This window comes from Labrenzia sp. PO1, assembly GCF_012273635.1.
GTDB classification, from domain to species: domain Bacteria; phylum Pseudomonadota; class Alphaproteobacteria; order Rhizobiales; family Stappiaceae; genus Roseibium; species Roseibium algicola.
In genome coordinates this window covers 249991-266876 of sequence record NZ_JAAXCR010000003.1, presented here as the reverse complement: position 1 = coordinate 266876, position 16886 = coordinate 249991, and the positions used below count along the sequence as shown (strand labels likewise).

Here is a 16886-nt window from a genome sequence, read left to right as displayed (position 1 = left end):
GATCCCTTTCCCGCCTTGCCGTTACCTATCGCTTCCCGAAGTGCCTCAGGTCATGCCCAGGGTTTTCAGCTTCCGGTGAAGCGCAGACCGTTCCATACCGACAAATTCGGCAGTCCGCGAGATGTTCCCGTCAAATCTCTTGATTTGAGCCTGAAGATATTCACGCTCGAAGATCTCCCGGGCCTCGCGCAGAGGCACGGACATCAGGTGTTCTCCCGTACCTGACGTGGGCAGGCTCGGCAGAGTTTCTCCGATTTCCGCTGGCAGCAAATCCGCAGTGATGGTGCTGTCCGGATCGCCACGGCTCAGAATCATCAGACGTTCGACGTTGTTACGTAGCTGACGCACGTTGCCCGGCCAGTCATGCGTTTGCAGAACCGCCATGGCGTCATCACCGATAGGCCTTTGCGGAATGCCTGAAGCACCGGAAATCTGGTGCATGAAGTGATGCACCAATACCGGAATATCCTCACGCCGTTCTGCAAGACCGGGCACACGCAGGGGAACCACGCTCAGACGGTGGTAGAGATCCTGCCGGAACAGTCCCGACGCAATGTGTTCCTCGAGATTTTTCGATGTCGAGGACAGGATACGAATGTCGACCTGAACCTTCTGTGTACCGCCAACACGGGCGAAGCTCTGCTCCACGAGAACCCGCAGGATTTTTCCCTGGGTCTCGGCGGGCATGTCGGCGACTTCGTCGAGGTAAAGCGTACCGCCATGGGCTTCTTCCAGCGCACCAATCTTGCGCAGATTGCCGTTTTCATCCTCGATACCGAAGAGCTCTTCTTCCATCCGAGACGGCGTGATGGTTGCAGCGTTCAGCACAACGAACGGGCTTTTGGCTCGCGGCGACATGTCGTGGATCATCCGGGCAGCACGCTCCTTGCCCGCACCGGAAGGACCGACGATCAGGATACGGCTGTTCGTTCCCGCAATCTTCTGGATGGTTTGCCGAAGGTTGTGGGCAGCCGAGGAGTTGCCAATGATTTCGCTGGTTTCGCCGCTGCGCTGCTTCAGATCGCGGATTTCACGTTTCAGGCTGGAAGCCTCCAGAGCGCGTTCGACGATATGAACCAGCCGGTCTGCCTTGAACGGCTTTTCGATGTAATCGTAGGCCCCGCGCTTGATGGCAGAGACCGCTGTTTCAATGTTGCCGTGACCGGAGATGATCACGACCGGCATTTCAGGATCCGTTTCACGGAAGATATCGAGCAGAGCCAGGCCGTCGAGGCGGCTTCCCATCAACCAGATATCCAAAATGACAAGCGAAGGCTTGCGCTCCTTCACTGCGGCCAGGGCGCTGTCTGAATCGTGCGCGGTCCGCGTTCCATAACCGTCATCATCCAGGATGCCGGCAATCATTTCCCGAATATCGGTTTCGTCGTCTACGACAAGAATATCATGCGCCATGGGCAGTCACAGTCTGGTTTTGCAGGTCGGTCTCCGGCTCGATCTCGGCATGTGCTGCCAATGTCAGTCGAACGAGCGTGCCCGTGTCCTCTGGGTTGGTTTTGGGGGCGTCGAGCAATTCGATGCCACCGCCGTGGTCTTCCAGGATCTTGCGGACGATAGCAAGGCCAAGGCCCGTCCCCTTCTCCCGGGTTGTCATATAGGGTTCCAAAAGCCGGCTGCGATTTTCTTCCGGCAGCCCGATGCCATTGTCGATGACATCAATCACGATCCGGCCGCTGCCGTCTTCCAGTTCACCGCGCAAATGCACGGTCACCTTGCCTTTGGGCAAATCGTCTCCGATACGCGCACTCACCGCCTCTGCAGCATTCTTGACCACATTGGTCAGGGCCTGACCAACCAGGCGCGCGTCAAAGACGGCCGTTACCGGACTGGACGGAACATCCGCAGTAACGCTGATTTCCGGATTTGCCACCGACTGCATGAACGCTGCATCGCGCACCGCCTCGCGCAGATCTCCAGATGTCTTCGTTGGCTTGCGCATACGGGCGAAGGACGAGAACTCGTCCACCATCTGGCCGATATCGCCCACCTGCCGAACAATGGTGTCGATGCATTGATCGAAGACTTCCCGGTCCTCCTCGATACGTTTGCCGTAGCGGCGACGGATGCGTTCTGCCGAGAGCTGGATCGGTGTCAGCGGATTCTTGATCTCATGCGCGATGCGCCGGGCAACATCCGCCCAGGCCGAATTGCGCTGTGCCGAAACCAGATCTGTAATGTCGTCAAGCGTCACCACAAAACCATGCTCACGCCGGGTAGACTGCTCCCTCGTTATACGCACATTGATCGTCCGCAGCCGTCCGCCCCGCGCAATCTCGATCTGCGTTTCCGGAACCCTGTCACTGTCATTCTTCAAGACATCGGAAATGCAGTCGTTCAGCTCCGGCACCACCTCGATCAGAGACTTGTTCAGGATCTGCACTTCATCCAGTTGCAGCAATTCCAGGGCGGAGCGGTTGATCAGCATGATCGAGGCTTCATCGTCAACGCCAATGACGCCGGTGGACACTCCGGAAAGAACCGCTTCGTTGAAGCGGCGACGACGATCGATCTGTTCGTTTGCCGCCAGAAGTGCATCACGCTGCCCGAGAAGCTGACCGGTCATCTTGTTGAAGGTTTCGCCCAGGTTGGCGAGGTCGCCACCTGATTTCTCGGTCGGAACCTTGACGACGAGATTGCCTTTGGACACCTCGTCCGCTGCCGAAATCAACGTTCGGATCGGCGACACAAGTCGATTGGCAAACCCGAAACCTATCCAGATTGCCGACAAGAGCAGCACCAAAGCGACGCCGAGATAGACCAGAGCAAAGGCCACCTGGACACCAAAGCGGCTATTCTCCATCTGCTGGTATTGCGAAGCCCCCGTCTCGGCAAGACGCAGATATTCGACAACGCGCGGGTCGATGGCGCGAACGGCATAGAGATAGAAATTGTCATAGGCGGACAGTTTCATGACACCGCCCACAAGGTTGGAACTTCCAGGCGCGATCAGGATCGGATCCCCGGACTTTGCCTTGAAGAAACTGTCGGCAGGCGGCAGCGGCACTTCCGCGTTGGGATCTATGACGACGCGGGTAACCACCTCGCCGTTCTCGTTCAGGATAAAGGCCGCGAGGATACCGCGAAGCGAAACCTGCGTGGCAAAGAACTGATCGAAACGGGTCGGCTCGAATTCATAAACCGCCTTCGCTCGGTCGATATCGTTGGTCATGGCGATCAGGTCGCCGCGCAGAACTCTGGCGTGTTCCTGAAGATAGGCCTGAGCGACGGTAAGGGCGTTGTCGATGATCTGACGCGTCCGGTCCTCGAACCAGCGATCAAGGCCGCGGTCCAGCGTGATCGCCGCCAGAATGGCCATGAGAACGGCCGGCACAGCCGCAACCACGCTGAACAGGGCCACGACCCGCACATGAAGACGAGCAGCAGCCCGTCCGCGCCGCCGCGCTTGCCACAACTTCAGGATCTCGAAGGCGATTACACCTACGAGAATTGCCGCGAGCGCGCCATTTATGGTCATTGCGACCATGATGACTTCTCGCGTGGGATCGATGGACGTCAACCCCATCAGGATAACGAAGGTGACACCGATGGAAACGAGGGCAAGCAGAATGATCGCAAGACCCACACGCCGCCAGAATTTGCCTGCGGCGCTGGATTGAGCGACGGGTTCTTGTACTGCTTCCAGTATCATTCGGTCTCTTTTGATTTCAGCTCGCCAAATGCGGACTGTCTTGCTGTATTTGCGGCAAACTTATCACACAATGTTGCGAAATTGCGACAGACCAGAAGAGGCGCAGAAAATTTGCGGTGGACAGGCGATCACTTTATCGCACGCTGCTGAATTCGTTATTCTTTTTTGCAGCATTCACAAAATGAACTCCCTGCCTGAAAATGGAATTTTCCTTCAGATGAACCCATGAACCCAGGCTAATATTGAGGACGAAAATCTCTCCTGAGCGGTTTCCCACTCTGTGAATCACTAGACCACTCGTCACGACAACCTGCACCTGGAACAAAAAGCGGCCAGACCTTTCGGCCTGACCGCAGCAATTTGCTACCTGTCCTGAAAAGACTATCGGGTGGACCGCATCACCTGGATGTCGAGATCCCGGATCTTCTTGCGCAGTGTGTTCCGGTTGACCCCGAGAAGCTCTGCCGCCTTGATCTGGTTACCGCGCGTCGCCGCCAATGCTGCGCTGATCAGAGGATACTCCACTTCCCTCAGGATGCGGTGATAGAGGCCGGGAGGCGGCAAGGCATCGCCGAATGTGTCGAAATAGCCGGATAGATATCGCTCGACCGACCCACCGAGATTGACGGTCTCCTGGGATTCCTCTTCCATCGGCGAGACCGAAGGCTGACTCAACTCCTGCTCCAGCAGGTTTTCGCTGATCACGTCCTGCGGATACAGCGCGGCCAAACGACGAACGAGGTTCTCCAGCTCGCGCACGTTTCCAGGCCAGCGATACCGGCGCAGAAGATTGAGCGCTCCCTGGTCGATCTGCTTTGCCGGCAGCCCCTCCTTTTCAACGAGCGTAAAGAAGTGCCTCACCAGATCCGGAATGTCCTCCACGCGCTCGCGCAACGGTGGCAGGCGGATTGGAACCACATTCAGCCGGAAATAAAGATCTTCGCGGAAGAGGCCCTGGTTGATTAGGTGCCGCAAGTCCTTGTTGGTGGCAGCAATGATCCTGACGTCCGTCTTGATCGGAGTGCGACCACCGACAGTGGTGTATTCGCCCTGCTGCAAGACGCGCAGCAACCTGGTTTGAGCTTCCATCGGCATGTCGCCGATTTCGTCCAGAAACAATGTACCGCCATCTGCCTGTTCAAACCGGCCGGAGCTGCGGTTCTGTGCTCCGGTAAAGGCGCCCTTCTCGTGACCGAACAACTCGGCTTCGATGAGGTCCCGTGGAATGGCCGCCATGTTGATTGCAACAAACGGTCCGTTACGCCGCTTGCCGTAGTCATGAAGCGCCCTTGCGACAAGTTCCTTGCCGGTGCCGGATTCACCGTTGATCATCACCGTCAGGTCGGTCTGCATCAACCTTGCAAGAACCCGGTAGATCTCCTGCATCGCGGGAGAACGGCCCACAAGAGGCATGCCCTCGCCCGCATCATCAAGGTCGACAGCCGGCCGCTTCTTCGGCTCTTCCAGTGCGCGCTGAACAATGCTGGTCAGCTCCTTCAGGTCGAAGGGCTTGGGCAGATATTCATACGCCCCCTTTTCCGACGCCTTGATGGCCGTCATGAAGGTGTTCTGTGCGCTCATCACCAGAACGGGCAACTCCGGCCGCATCTTTTTCATGCGTGGCAGCACGTCGAAGATATTTTCGTCCGGCATGACCACGTCGGTGATCACAAGATCGCCATCGCCGGATGAGACCCATCTCCAGAGCGTTGAGGCGTTGGAAGTCAGCCGCACCGTATAACCAGCCCTGGACAGGGCCTGGTTGAGAACGGTGCGGATGGCTGCGTCGTCGTCAGCAACTAAAATCGTGCCCGTCGGCATGGTTACTCGGTTCCTCTGCTGGTCCGGTCGGACGAAGCTGTGCTGTCACCCGTGAATGCGGGCATCAGAATGCGGAAAACTGTCTTCTGGCGCTGGCTGTCACATTCGATGACACCGCCGTGGTCACCAATGATCTTGGCAACGAGTGCAAGACCAAGGCCTGAGCCATTGGTCTTTGTCGTGATAAACGGCTCAAACAGATGCGGAAGAAGGTCTTCCGGAACGCCCGGCCCATTGTCCTGGACACAGAACTCCAACGGCAGGCTGACCTTTTCGTCGGTACCGGGAACAGACAGCCGCACACCCGGCCGAAACGCCGTCGAAACGCGAATTTCACCATCAGGATCATCGCCAATCGCTTCGCTGGCGTTCTTGATCAGGTTCAGGAAAACCTGAATCAGCTGATCCTTGTTGGCATAAACCGGAGGCAACGACGGATCATAAATCTCCACAATGCGTTTGCCACGGGCAAAGCCGGAATCCGACAAGCGCTTCACGTGGTCCAGAACCACGTGAATATTGACCGGCTCTCTTTCGATCGGCCGTTCGTCCGAAAATACTTCCATCCGGTCGACCAGCTTCACGATCCTGTCGGTCTCATCCATGATCAGACGTGTCAGGGCCCGGTCTTCGGCTGGCACCGACTGCTCTATAAGCTGGGCTGCGCCGCGAATTCCTGACAGCGGGTTCTTGATCTCATGCGCCAACATGGCGGCAAGGCCAGTTACGGTGCGGGCCGCTCCACGGGACGTCAGCTGCCGGTCGATCTTTTCCGCCATGGTGCGTTCCTGGAACATCAGCACCACAGCCCCCGGCCGCTCCGATACCGGCGCAGCGTTGATATCGACCACCTTCGGCGCTCCGATGCGCGGAGAACCGATGTCGACCTTGTATTCGTTGACCGGCGCGCTGCGTTCGCGCACCTGCTCGATCAGGGTCAGCAAGGGGCTCCCGAAAGGAACAAAGTCACTGATTGGATGGCGGCGGAGCACCGATACACTGGACCGCATGAAAATTTCCGCGGCCATGTTGGCGGACTCGATCACGCCATCCGGCGCAACCAGAAGCACCGGGTGAGGCAAGGCATCCAGTATAGTCGGCCCGTCACTGGCAAGCGCGGCCGTACGGCCTGTCTGAGACATGATGTCCTTCAAGCTGCTGTCCGTTTGTTCGAGGAAGAAAGCCAGTCGCTTGCGAGGCGGATAACCTCCGACGGCTGATTGGAAGTCATAAGGGTCTTGCGGACAGATCCAAGGATGTCGGCTGCGCCCGCAGACGTTGTCTCGTCCAGATACCAACCGAGATGCTTGCGCGCGATGCGAACACCCTGCCGCTCCCCGTAGTGGCTGAGGATGGCCTCGTAGTGCTCCGCCACAAGCTCCGCCAGCTCTGTTCCCGTAGGTGCGTCGAGCTGTTCGCCACTTGCCAGAAAATGTCCGATGTGGCCCGGCAACCAGGGACGTCCATATGCGCCCCTGCCGATCATCACGCCGTCCGCGCCGGAAAGCTCAAGCATACGCAAGGCATCTTCAGCACTCTTGCAATCACCATTTGCGATCAGGGGAACCGAAATCGCATCCTTGACAGCCGCTATCGCACGCCAGTCGGCCTTGCCCTTGTAGAACTGGCACCGGGTGCGCCCGTGAACGGTGATGAGCTGCACCCCGGCTGCTTCCGCACGGCGGGCCAACTCCGGTGCATTCAGGTTCTTGTCATCCCAGCCAAGGCGCATCTTCAAGGTGACGGGTACATCGACCGCTGCTACCGTCGCATCAACCAGCGTCAGGGCATGATCGAGATCCCGCATCAGCGCAGAACCGGAGTATCCGGACGTCACCTTTTTGGCGGGACAGCCCATGTTGATATCGATTACATCGGCACCAAGGCCAGCGACAACCTTGGCGGCCTCCCCCATCCAGCGGGCTTCACGCCCTGCAAGCTGAACGACATGGAGCCCCTTGTCCTGAGCCTCCGCACGCATTTGTGTTTCGGCGTCGCCTTTGACGAAGGATTCGCTCGCAACCATTTCGCTGACGACCATGCCGGCGCCGTATCTGGCAGCCAGCCGGCGGAAAGGGAGATCGGTCACGCCGGACATCGGCGCGAGCACGGCCGGGTTTGCGAGTTGATACCGGCCAATCGTGAGTGTTTTCATAGACGGCGACACAGCGTCTCTTTTCTGCTTATTGACTGTGCAGATTCATAATTGCCTATATTGTAGACAAGTTTCGCAATGCAACAAGTCAAAATTTGCGGTCCGAACAGGTTCCTAGGTAAAGACGGTTCAAAGCTGACGGTTTGATGCAGAGCACGAGGAGCCCGTTAATGACAAAAACCGCTGCCGCCCTTGTCGTTGCCGCAGGGCGTGGCACCCGTCTTGCGGGCTCCGACAATGCGTTACCCAAGCAATACAGGCCGTTGGCTGGCCGTCCAGTGCTGAGCCATACACTGGATGCTCTCGGGAATCACCCCCGGATCAACCGTCTCGTAACCGTCATTCACCCTGACGACGTGAACCATTTCTCTGAAGCAACAAGAGCGGCTTCCAACGAAACAGCTTCAAAGATCGGACCGGCAGTCTACGGTGGAGCGACCAGGCAGCAATCGGTCCTGGCAGGATTGAAGGCCCTCGCACTCGAAGGATTTGATTACGTTTTGATCCACGACGCTGCACGGCCGTTCCTCCCATCTGCCGTGATAGACAGATTGCTTGAGCGACTGCAGGCAGGAAACGAAGGCGTACTCGCCGCCCTGCCCGTGGCCGACACGTTAAAAAGAGCAGATCAATCGGGTCGCTCGCTGGAAACCGTCGACAGAGCCGGGCTCTGGGCAGCGCAGACGCCACAGGCCTTTCCCTTGCAGCGCATACTCATTGCGCATGAAAAGGCGGTAGCTGCTGGAAAACTCGATTTTACTGACGACACCGGCCTTGCGGAATGGGACGGGATGACCATTGTCCTGACGGAGGGCGACCCCGCTGCATTCAAGATCACAACTGCCGCCGACCTCCGTCGTGCAGAACAACAGGCCGAGTTACAACTGATGTCGACAACCCCCGCCTCCCCGTTGCCCCTTTCAGAACTTGGCGATGTCAGAACCGGGATCGGATACGACGTTCACGCCTTTGAAGATGGCGATGCCGTTATTTTGGGCGGAGTAGCCATTCCCCACACCTGCAAGCTGAAAGGTCACTCAGACGCGGATGTGGTGCTGCACGCTATTACAGACGCTACGCTTGGTGCCATTGGCGATGGTGATATCGGCCAGCATTTCCCTCCAAGCGACCCGCAGTGGAAAGGTGCCTCTTCTGACCAGTTTCAACGGGACGCCATGCGCCGCTTGACTGAACGCGGCGGAAGACTGGCTCATGTCGACATCACCATCGTGTGCGAGGAACCGAAGATCGGGCCTCACCGCGAGGCAATTCGCTCTTCGATTGCCAAGATTTGCGCCGTGCCTGTTTCGAGGATCTCGGTCAAGGCCACGACGTCCGAGCGTCTGGGATTCACAGGCCGCAAGGAAGGTATCGCGGCCCTGGCCAGTGTGACAGTGCGTCTTCCTTTTCAGGACGAGGACTAGAAATCCATGACCGAGACATCCCCGAACAACCTGGAAGAGCTTGCACCTCTGTCAATTGCTGTGCTGGAGGGGCTCATTGCCGCCAAGAAGATGGTTGCAACGGCAGAATCCTGCACCGGAGGCCTGATTTGCGGGGCACTTACGGAGATCGCAGGATCTTCGGCCGCCGTGGACCGGGGGTTTGTGACCTACTCCAATGAAGCAAAGAACGAAATGCTGGGCGTTCCGAAAGACCTTATCGAAAAGTATGGAGCCGTCAGCAAGGAAGTCGCGATCGCCATGGCAGAAGGAGCACTCGCCAGATCCAATGCGGATGTAGCAGTCTCTGTAACGGGTATCGCTGGACCAGGTGGCGGAAGTGCTCAAAAGCCGGTTGGCACTGTCCATATTGCCGTTGCGGCAAAAGATCGCCCGACAGATCATCTCCATTGCTGGTTTGCAGACAGCGGCCGGCAATCAATCCGGCTTGCCACCGTCAGAACTGCCCTCACATCGATTTTAAATGCAATTTCCTGAGTAAATGCTCATTAACGCTCATGGGAGTTCGCGCTGGGCTTCCGCTTGGTCATATGTATATTCCAGACAACTTGACCTCAACGTAACTCAAGATCAGAACCTTTATGATTAAACCAGCGACCATTCTGGCTGCATTTTTGTGCGCAGGCTCCACCGCTTTTGCAGGTGCCATACCTCAGCCTGGCGATTTTTATCTGATTTCACGCGATCGCAGCGGACACTTTGTAGGCAGTCACAAGCTGTTCACGGAAAACGCCCGCGGACTGAAAAAGGTCTCTTATTGCGAGCGCAGCTATTTTGTACGCAGCCATTCGGTCGCGTGGACGCAAGTGGAAACCGAACGTGGCAACAAAGTTCAGGTGGAATTCAATTTTGGCCGTGGATGGCGTCCGATCTGCGGCAATCCCGAGCGACAGGTCAGTCTTGAGGACATCGGCGTCACAATGAGCGCGCACGATCTTCTGGCAGCCCCAGATGAGACTTCGGCCCCACAAAGCAGACTTTCCGCGATCGGCGCAATGTTCCAGAGCAATAGCGCCGAAGAGGGCCACAGCACGTATCACACACGCTAAAAGCCGACTGCTTCTGGACAGATATTCGATATTTCCTCAACAAAATCAGTGCTTTTAAAGTTTTAATCAAACTAATTTCCCTTACGAAATCACTTTTACAAACACTTGCCGTATGGTCACCGTAAGCAGGAACCAACTCGCGAAATGATTTCGCGGCAAAGGGAACGGGATATGTTAATCCAACGTGCGCTTCTTGCAGGAAGTGCCCTCGCCCTTGCGTGCGCCAATGCGCAGGCCGGCAACAACACGCCGAAACCGGGTGACACCTACATTATTTCTCGCGACGGCAATCAGCTGTTCCGCGGCTCCCACCGCATCTATGACCGGATGGCGGACGGGCTGGTGGAAGTTCAGTATTGTGGCAGATCCTACTTTGTACGCTATGCGACAGTCGCCTGGACGCAGCTCGAAGTTCAGCAGGATTACAAGGTTCGGGTGGAGTTCAACCGGGGCAAGGGCTGGCGGCCGATTTGCGATCATCCTGAAGAACAGGTGACGCTTGAAGACCTCGGCGTACAGGATGATCCGAGACTTGTCGTTCAAAATGACGGGTCGTCTGTAAAGCGGGTAAACCGTTTCGCGGTCATTCGCGAAGCCTTCAAAACAACGGGTGGCGACAACGCTGCCAAGTCGTATCACGGCAACTAAAAAAGCCGGCACCGGGCTGGTAAGGCTCGGGTAAGCTGGTCAGCTTAGACTTTCAACAGGAACAGGTGACATAAACGCGTAGAAAAAAGGACCCTGACATGAAACGCGCGCTCGCGTTCTTCGCTGCACTGACGGCCGCTGGCACTGCCTTTGCCGGCGTCGCTTACGCTCAGAGCGACTTTTATATCAGGTCCCAGTATTCCAACGGTACGTTCACCGGATTTCATGAAATTCTGACAAAACCGAAAGAGGGCTACTACCAGGCCCAATATTGCGACCGCACATTCTGGGTATCCTCGAACACCGTGATCTGGACGGAAGAAGAAGCTGCTGCCGGAAGAAACCTCGTGGTCGAAGAGAATGTCGGCTCCAGCCGCACGCCCGTCTGTACCGATTACACGTCCTTCGCAACGCTCGAAAGTCTCGGGTTGAAAAAGAAGGAAATCGAGCAGATCCGTCGCCAGGCAGAGCCCCTCGACATGCAGTCGAGCCGTATCCGCATCATTCGCGACGCCTTCAAGCAGTTCAAGTAGAACCACAGGTCAGCTTGATCAGGTCCCGTACACCTGGTCCGCGCGGGCTTCGAAGGCGCTTGAAAACTTTCGGAAGGCCTTTTCGAACATGACGCCCATGAGAGAGCCGAGTGTCCGACTGCGGAATTCGTAGGAAATATAGAAACCGACGTTGCAGCTGCCCTCGCCTGCGTCCTCGAAAGTCCATTTGTTTTCCAGGTGCTTGAACGGGCCGTCCAGGTACTCAACCAGGATCGTCCTGTCCTGCGGGCGCAGTTCCACGCGGCTGGTGAAGGTTTCCTTGAACAGCTTGTAGGCAACTGTCATGTCGGCCACCAGCACCGTCCGTCCGCCATCCAGTTCCTTGCGGCCGCGCACGTGAAGATCCTGGCAAAGCGGCACGAATTCGGGATATCGCTCTACGTCGGCAACAAGGCGGAACATCTCGTCCGCCTTGTGGTTGACTTTGTGGTCGGATGAAAAACTGGGCATACGGTGTCCAGTGTCCTGTTGCTTTGGCGTTAGTGGCCGAGCTTTGCTTTGCGCGCGGCGCGAAGATCCGCGAAATCTTCACCTGCGTGGTGAGAAGACCTCGTCAACGGGCTTGCCGACACCTTCAGGAAACCTTTGGCGTAAGCAATACGCTCATAGCCTTTGAACTCTTCCGGTGTCACGAAGGACACGACCGGATGGTGCTTCTTGGAAGGTTGCAGATACTGGCCGACCGTCAGGAAATCGACATCGGCGGCCCGAAGGTCGTCCATCAGCTGCAGCACTTCGTTGCGCACTTCCCCCAACCCGACCATGATCCCGGACTTGGTGAACATTTCCGGATCAAGTTCCTTGACCTTCTGAAGAAGGCGGATCGAGTGGAAATAGCGCGCTCCGGGGCGAACGGTCAGATATTTCGACGGTACTGTCTCAAGGTTGTGATTGAAGACATCGGGCTTCGCCGCCACGACGATCTCCAGAGCACCGTCCTTACGCAGGAAATCAGGCGTCAGAACCTCGATCGTGGTCGACGGCGCGGTCTTGCGAATGGCATTGATCACATCTGCGAAATGCTGTGCACCGCCATCGTCCAGATCGTCCCGGTCGACGGAGGTGATCACCACATGCTCGAGCCCCATTGCAGCAACGGCATCCGCAACACCCTGGGCCTCCTTCGGGTCGACTGGCCCTGGCATGCCCGTGCGCACGTTGCAGAAGGCGCAGGCACGGGTACAGGTATCACCAAGGATCATGAAGCTGGCATGCTTCTTCGACCAGCATTCGCCGATGTTCGGGCATCCCGCCTCTTCGCAAACCGTAACGAGATTGTTCTCGCGCACGACATTCTGCGTTTCGCGGTAGACCGGCGATGTCGGTGCCTTGACGCGGATCCAGTGCGGCTTGCGCTGTATCGGATTGTCCGGACGGTGAGCCTTTTCCGGGTGGCGCGGGCGCGCTTCGGATTGCTGCTGCGGGCGATTGAGCGTGTCGACGATCGTAACCATGGGCCTTAAGTGTCGTTATTCCGGTTAAAGGTCAAGACGGATTAGCGTTGAGCCAGCTATGTGCTTAACGCAGGACCGGTCAGTTCCTGAAGCCGCTCGCGTGCACGTTCCGAAAGCGGTTGAGACTTTCGCGTGCTCTCGCTCATCTGGACGATGACGGTCACCGCCTGCGCAACCGGCTTTCCATCCTGAAAAACCTTCTGGAACAGCTTGAACGAGCTGCGGCCAACGTCAAGCACCGCTGTGCCGATCTCCACTTCTCCCGGCCAGTTGACTTCCGCCAGGAAATCCAGCTCCAGCCGCGCGATCACAAAAGCTGCGCCCTGGTCAGCCAGCGCTTCATTGTAGAGCAATTCAACGCGGCCGGTTTCCAGAAAAGTGGCGAACACGGCATTGTTTACGTGCCCCTGCCGGTCCGTGTCACCATAACGAAGCTTGTCGCCTGTCCTGAGAACAAAAGCCTCCAGGCTCTCGAATTCGTCCGGATTTGTGCTCACTTGAACATTTTCTTCCAGATGAACAGGAACAGGATAGAGCCCAGAACCGCGATAATCAGACGATCGAGAATACCACCTGTCACATGCAGGTTGAGCAGCGATGCGAGTTCACCGCCAACCAGTGCCCCGACAAGGCCGACAACGAGGCTGCCAAGAAAACCTCCGCGACTGTTCAGCACCCGGTGAGCAACGGCGCCCGCAATGAGGCCGATGATGATTGTGATGATCCACCCCATCGCGGACTCCTATTTCCAGAAATTTCAATTCGTCAGGCGATCAGTCGCGCAAGCAGCACAACGACAATTGCTCCAACGGCCGCCACGACAATTTCATTGACGTAGGCATTGCCCAGATTGACGTTGATACCTGCGAGCTTGAACAGGAAACCACCAACAAACGCGCCAATGAGACCGCTGACGAGGTAACGGATCAGACCACCGCCGCCAACGACGACGCTTGCAAGCCAACCGGCTATAATGCCGATTGCAACCCAGATCAAAATTGCTTTTACATCCATGACTGACGGCTCCTTTCAGCCTTTTCTCAGACGGTTTCACGTTACCCGTTTCAGAAAAAGCGTCCAGCGTTGATGTCCTGATCAACGTTCAGGTCTGCGCATTTCTTTCACTGCTTGCAGATCCAGAGTACGGCAAATGGAAAGCGGCCTCGGTGCAGTTTTACCCCGAGGCCAAAAGGGATCAGGCGTTGAGCACCTTGCCGTAGGCGTCCAGCACGGCTTCCTTCATCATTTCCGACAAGGTCGGATGCGGGAAGATCGTGTGCATCAGCTCTTCTTCGGTAGTCTCGAGGTTCATCGCGACGACAAAGCCCTGGATGAGTTCGGTCACTTCTGCGCCGCACATATGCGCACCGAGAAGCTCGCCGGACTTCTTGTCAAAGATAACCTTGATCATGCCGTTGTCTTCGCCAAGCGCGATGGCCTTGCCGTTGGCGTTGAACATGTACCGGCCAACGCGGATGTCGCGGCCCTGTTCCTTCGCCTTTGCTTCGGTCAGCCCAACAGAGGCAACCTGCGGGTTGCAGTAGGTGCAGCCCGGAATCTTGCGATGGTCCATCCCGTGAACACCAGGCACACCTGCAATCTTCTCGATGCAAATCACGCCTTCATGTTCTGCCTTGTGAGCAAGCATTGGCGGACCGGCGACATCGCCAATGGCATAGAGGCCGGGCACATTGGTGCGGCCATACTCATCAATGACCACACATCCGCGGTCGGTTTTCACGCCGAGAGATTCCAGACCGATATTCTCGATGTTGCCCTGAACGCCGACAGCGGAAATCAGATGATCAGCCGTAATCTGGCTTACCTTGCCATCCTTGGTCTCCACGTGGGCAGTAATCGAATCTGCCGCCTTGTCGACCTTGGTCACCTTTGCTTCGGTAATGATCTTCAGACCGCGCTTCTCAAGAGCCTTGCGCGCGAATTTCGAGATTTCCTCGTCTTCGACCGGCATCACGTTGGCCATCAGTTCGACAACCGTTACGTCGACGCCCATGGACCGATAGAAGGACGCGAATTCGATCCCGATCGCACCCGACCCCATGACCACCAACGATTTCGGCATCTTGGCCGGTTTCATGGCCTCGAAGTAAGTCCAGATAAGCTTGCCGTCCGGTTCAATGCCAGGCAAAGCACGCGGACGCGCACCAGTTGCCACGATGATATGCTTGGCGGTGTAGGTGCCTTCACCCTTCACGCCTTTCGGAACCGGATTCTGCGGCTCGACAACAGGCTTGGAAGATTTTCCAACCTTGACTTCGCCCGGTTTGGTGAGTTTGGCCTCACCCCAGATCACGTCGATCTTGTTCTTCTTCATGAGGAAACCGACGCCACCGTTCAGTCGAGCGGAAACGCCGCGCGAACGCGCAACGACATCCTTGACGTCCGCCTTCATGGAGCCTTCCAGTGTCAACCCGAAGCTCTTGGCATGGTTGGCGTGGTCCAGGATTTCCGCTGAACGCAGGAGGGCCTTCGTCGGAATGCAACCCCAGTTGAGGCATATGCCGCCAAGGTGTTCGCGTTCAACGATCGCAGTCTTGAAGCCCAGCTGGGCAGAACGAATAGCGGTCACGTAACCACCCGGCCCTGAGCCGATAATGATCACGTCGTAATTGGTATCAGCCATGGTGTATTTCCCCGGCGAATGAAGTCATCGATTGAAAACGGCGCGGCGTTGCCGCCGCGCCGGAGATGAGGCTTAAACAAGCATGCTCATCGGGTTTTCGATGTAGCCCTTGAAGGCGGCAAGAAGCTCGGCGCCAAGCGCACCGTCCACGCAGCGGTGGTCGGTCGAAAGCGTCACGCTCATCACCGTGGCAACAGCCAGTTCGCCGTTCTTGACGACAGGGCGTTTTTCGCCGGCGCCGACGGCCAGAATGGTCGCATGCGGCGGGTTGACGACGGCCGAGAAGTTCTTCACGCCCATCATGCCCATGTTGGAGACCGCGGTGGTACCACCCTGGTACTCTTCGGGCTTCAGCTTCCGTTCTTTCGCACGCTTGCCGTAATCCTTCATCTCGTTGGAAATGACGGAAAGAGGCTTTTCTTCCGCCCGGCGGATGATCGGCGTGATCAGGCCACCCGGGATGGAAACGGCGACACCGACATCGGCATGCTTGTGCATGACCATGTTATCGTCGGTCCACGAGACGTTCGCATCAGGGACATCGCGCAGGGCCAGAGCCAGAGCCTTGATGGTCATATCGTTGACTGAAAGCTTGTAGGCCGGCTTGCCTTCCTTGTCCTTGGCGGCAGCATCGTTGAGCTGTGCCCGAAGAGCCAGAAGAGCGTCGAGTTCACAGTCCACGGACACATAGAAGTGCGGAATGGTCTGCTTGGACTCGGTGAGACGCTTGGCAATGGTCTTGCGCATGCCGTCATGCGGCACGAGTTCGTAGCTGTCCTTGTCGAACAGTTTCAGAACCTGATCCGCGGACGGGCCGGTTGCCATGGCCGGTGCCGCGGCAGCCTTCGGTGCTTCCGCAGCAGCAGCGGCGGGCACTGCCTTGCCTGTACCTGCAGCAAGAGCTGCCTCGATGTCGCGCTTGACGATGCGGCCATGCGGACCGGAACCGGAAAGTGCTTTCAGGTCAAGACCGTTGAGCTGAGCCAGACGGCGAGCCAGCGGGGACGAAAAGATGCGGTTTCCGTCAGCGGCTTTGGGAGCCGGAACCGGATCCGTTGCCGCCTTTGCCCCGACCTCAATCGCCGGCGAGCTTTCCGGCACAGCCGGAGCCTTGTCGCCTCCCGATGAAGAAGCAGGTGCCGCCGATCCACCGGAGGTGTCGATGGAACTGGCATCTTCACCGTCTTCCAGAAGTACGGCGATCAGTTCGTTGACCTTCACACCTGAGGTTCCCGCAGGCACGACAATCTTGCCGACGGTGCCTTCGTCAACCGCTTCCACTTCCATGGTCGCCTTGTCGGTTTCAATCTCGGCGATTACATCACCGGCCGAAACCTGATCGCCTTCTTTGACCAGCCATTTGGCCAGGTTGCCCTCCTCCATGGTCGGAGAAAGGGCCGGCATGGTAATATTGATTGGCATGTCCGTCTC

Annotated in this window: 17 protein-coding genes; 5 read left to right on the top strand and 12 right to left on the bottom strand. The window is 57.3% G+C overall.

What is annotated here, in order from left to right:
* Window positions 1–45 precede the first annotated feature (45 nt).
* The 5 genes from HCG46_RS16245 to dusB all read right to left on the bottom strand — a co-directional run bounded on the left by HCG46_RS16245 (window position 46) and on the right by dusB (window position 7643).
* Complete coding sequence (locus HCG46_RS16245; RefSeq protein WP_022998586.1) at window positions 46–1413, bottom strand: sigma-54 dependent transcriptional regulator; 1368 nt, start codon at window positions 1411–1413, stop codon at window positions 46–48.
* A complete protein-coding gene (locus tag HCG46_RS16240) occupies window positions 1403–3667 on the bottom strand; it encodes a PAS domain-containing sensor histidine kinase (protein ID WP_152510741.1) in 2265 nt (754 codons plus the stop codon). The genes HCG46_RS16245 and HCG46_RS16240 overlap by 11 nt, the downstream gene beginning before the upstream one ends.
* Before the next feature lie 381 nt (window positions 3668–4048).
* On the bottom strand, window positions 4049–5488 hold the full coding sequence (gene ntrC / locus HCG46_RS16235; RefSeq protein WP_022998584.1) for a nitrogen regulation protein NR(I): 1440 nt from the start codon (window positions 5486–5488) through the stop codon (window positions 4049–4051).
* 2 nt (window positions 5489–5490) lie between these two features.
* Window positions 5491–6630 (bottom strand): nitrogen regulation protein NR(II), encoded by a 1140-nt coding sequence (locus tag HCG46_RS16230; protein WP_035909465.1) that lies wholly within the window; start codon window positions 6628–6630, stop codon window positions 5491–5493.
* A gap of 8 nt (window positions 6631–6638) precedes the next feature.
* Window positions 6639–7643, bottom strand: a complete 1005-nt coding sequence (gene dusB / locus HCG46_RS16225; protein WP_168686810.1) for a tRNA dihydrouridine synthase DusB — start codon at window positions 7641–7643, stop codon at window positions 6639–6641.
* A 170-nt stretch (window positions 7644–7813) separates the two neighbouring features.
* Between dusB and HCG46_RS16220 the strand changes: the two genes are divergently transcribed.
* The 5 genes from HCG46_RS16220 (at window position 7814) to HCG46_RS16200 (ending at window position 11336) form a co-directional block, all read left to right on the top strand.
* Window positions 7814–9067, top strand: coding sequence for a bifunctional 2-C-methyl-D-erythritol 4-phosphate cytidylyltransferase/2-C-methyl-D-erythritol 2,4-cyclodiphosphate synthase (locus HCG46_RS16220; protein WP_168686809.1), 1254 nt, complete (start codon window positions 7814–7816; stop codon window positions 9065–9067).
* A gap of 6 nt (window positions 9068–9073) precedes the next feature.
* Window positions 9074–9583: a CinA family protein gene (locus tag HCG46_RS16215; RefSeq protein WP_168686808.1), complete on the top strand. Its 510-nt coding sequence runs from the start codon at window positions 9074–9076 to the stop codon at window positions 9581–9583.
* Between the two features lie 104 nt (window positions 9584–9687).
* Window positions 9688–10155 (top strand): hypothetical protein, encoded by a 468-nt coding sequence (locus HCG46_RS16210; RefSeq protein ID WP_168686807.1) that lies wholly within the window; start codon window positions 9688–9690, stop codon window positions 10153–10155.
* 171 nt (window positions 10156–10326) lie between these two features.
* Window positions 10327–10803 (top strand): hypothetical protein, encoded by a 477-nt coding sequence (locus tag HCG46_RS16205; RefSeq protein ID WP_152510736.1) that lies wholly within the window; start codon window positions 10327–10329, stop codon window positions 10801–10803.
* Between the two features lie 98 nt (window positions 10804–10901).
* Complete coding sequence (locus HCG46_RS16200) at window positions 10902–11336, top strand: hypothetical protein (RefSeq protein WP_152510735.1); 435 nt, start codon at window positions 10902–10904, stop codon at window positions 11334–11336.
* An 18-nt stretch (window positions 11337–11354) separates the two neighbouring features.
* Here the strand turns inward: HCG46_RS16200 and HCG46_RS16195 are convergent, their stop codons facing one another.
* The 7 genes from HCG46_RS16195 to HCG46_RS16165 form a co-directional block, all read right to left on the bottom strand.
* Window positions 11355–11807 (bottom strand): type II toxin-antitoxin system RatA family toxin, encoded by a 453-nt coding sequence (locus HCG46_RS16195; RefSeq protein ID WP_023014591.1) that lies wholly within the window; start codon window positions 11805–11807, stop codon window positions 11355–11357.
* 29 nt (window positions 11808–11836) lie between these two features.
* Entirely contained in the window at window positions 11837–12811 is a 975-nt protein-coding gene (gene lipA / locus HCG46_RS16190; RefSeq protein ID WP_022998575.1) for a lipoyl synthase, read from the bottom strand.
* Between the two features lie 56 nt (window positions 12812–12867).
* Window positions 12868–13308: a thioesterase family protein gene (locus HCG46_RS16185; protein WP_055654381.1), complete on the bottom strand. Its 441-nt coding sequence runs from the start codon at window positions 13306–13308 to the stop codon at window positions 12868–12870.
* Window positions 13305–13544, bottom strand: a complete 240-nt coding sequence (locus tag HCG46_RS16180; protein WP_022998573.1) for a GlsB/YeaQ/YmgE family stress response membrane protein — start codon at window positions 13542–13544, stop codon at window positions 13305–13307. Before HCG46_RS16180 ends, HCG46_RS16185 begins: the two co-directional genes overlap by 4 nt.
* 32 nt (window positions 13545–13576) lie before the next feature.
* Window positions 13577–13825, bottom strand: coding sequence for a GlsB/YeaQ/YmgE family stress response membrane protein (locus HCG46_RS16175; RefSeq protein ID WP_022998572.1), 249 nt, complete (start codon window positions 13823–13825; stop codon window positions 13577–13579).
* 181 nt (window positions 13826–14006) lie between these two features.
* A complete protein-coding gene (gene lpdA / locus HCG46_RS16170; protein WP_168686806.1) occupies window positions 14007–15455 on the bottom strand; it encodes a dihydrolipoyl dehydrogenase in 1449 nt (482 codons plus the stop codon).
* Between the two features lie 72 nt (window positions 15456–15527).
* Window positions 15528–16877 (bottom strand): pyruvate dehydrogenase complex dihydrolipoamide acetyltransferase, encoded by a 1350-nt coding sequence (locus HCG46_RS16165; RefSeq protein WP_168686805.1) that lies wholly within the window; start codon window positions 16875–16877, stop codon window positions 15528–15530.
* Between the last annotated feature and the right edge of the window lie 9 nt (window positions 16878–16886).

Excerpts from the sequence above, each read along its gene's own strand:
- HCG46_RS16245 (WP_022998586.1), bottom strand. The coding sequence starts at position 1,413 with ATGGCGCATGATATTCTTGTCGTAGACGACGAAACCGATATTCGGGAA.
- HCG46_RS16240 (WP_152510741.1), bottom strand. The coding sequence starts at position 3,667 with ATGATACTGGAAGCAGTACAAGAACCCGTCGCTCAATCCAGCGCCGCA.
- ntrC (WP_022998584.1), bottom strand. The coding sequence starts at position 5,488 with ATGCCGACGGGCACGATTTTAGTTGCTGACGACGACGCAGCCATCCGC.
- HCG46_RS16230 (WP_035909465.1), bottom strand. The coding sequence starts at position 6,630 with ATGTCTCAGACAGGCCGTACGGCCGCGCTTGCCAGTGACGGGCCGACT.
- dusB (WP_168686810.1), bottom strand. The coding sequence starts at position 7,643 with ATGAAAACACTCACGATTGGCCGGTATCAACTCGCAAACCCGGCCGTG.
- HCG46_RS16220 (WP_168686809.1), top strand. The coding sequence starts at position 7,814 with ATGACAAAAACCGCTGCCGCCCTTGTCGTTGCCGCAGGGCGTGGCACC.
- HCG46_RS16215 (WP_168686808.1), top strand. The coding sequence starts at position 9,074 with ATGACCGAGACATCCCCGAACAACCTGGAAGAGCTTGCACCTCTGTCA.
- HCG46_RS16210 (WP_168686807.1), top strand. The coding sequence starts at position 9,688 with ATGATTAAACCAGCGACCATTCTGGCTGCATTTTTGTGCGCAGGCTCC.
- HCG46_RS16205 (WP_152510736.1), top strand. The coding sequence starts at position 10,327 with ATGTTAATCCAACGTGCGCTTCTTGCAGGAAGTGCCCTCGCCCTTGCG.
- HCG46_RS16200 (WP_152510735.1), top strand. The coding sequence starts at position 10,902 with ATGAAACGCGCGCTCGCGTTCTTCGCTGCACTGACGGCCGCTGGCACT.
- HCG46_RS16195 (WP_023014591.1), bottom strand. The coding sequence starts at position 11,807 with ATGCCCAGTTTTTCATCCGACCACAAAGTCAACCACAAGGCGGACGAG.
- lipA (WP_022998575.1), bottom strand. The coding sequence starts at position 12,811 with ATGGTTACGATCGTCGACACGCTCAATCGCCCGCAGCAGCAATCCGAA.
- HCG46_RS16180 (WP_022998573.1), bottom strand. The coding sequence starts at position 13,544 with ATGGGGTGGATCATCACAATCATCATCGGCCTCATTGCGGGCGCCGTT.
- HCG46_RS16175 (WP_022998572.1), bottom strand. The coding sequence starts at position 13,825 with ATGGATGTAAAAGCAATTTTGATCTGGGTTGCAATCGGCATTATAGCC.
- lpdA (WP_168686806.1), bottom strand. The coding sequence starts at position 15,455 with ATGGCTGATACCAATTACGACGTGATCATTATCGGCTCAGGGCCGGGT.
- HCG46_RS16165 (WP_168686805.1), bottom strand. The coding sequence starts at position 16,877 with ATGCCAATCAATATTACCATGCCGGCCCTTTCTCCGACCATGGAGGAG.